General features: G+C 77.3%; 1 pseudogene. It reads left to right on the forward strand.

Annotation, left to right across the window (positions count from 1 at the left end):
• A pseudogene (locus CCN29_RS36670) lies at window positions 1–299 on the forward strand (cellulose-binding protein); the annotation flags it as partial.

Genomic DNA, 299 nt, shown 5'->3' on the forward strand with positions numbered 1-299 from the left:
GTCGCCCTGCGCGGGCTGCGCGACCTCCAGCAGGCGGACGCCGAACTGCTGTGGCTGGCCGAGGCGGAGGCGCTCCCGCTGCCCCTGGTGGCCCGCCGGTTGGGCCTCGACCCCGCCACCACGGCCGACGAACTCGCCCAGGTCGGCCGCCTGTTCCGGGACCGCTGCCACCGCAACCACCTCGACTCCCCGATGGACGCCGAGTGCCGCAGCTACGCCCGGCTGCTCGACGCCGTCACCCGTTCGCCCGCCGCGGACGCCCCCGCCGACCTGACCCTGCACCTCGCCACCTGCCGCCG

Source organism: Streptomyces pseudogriseolus (assembly GCA_002154585.1).
GTDB lineage: Bacteria > Actinomycetota > Actinomycetes > Streptomycetales > Streptomycetaceae > Streptomyces > Streptomyces pseudogriseolus.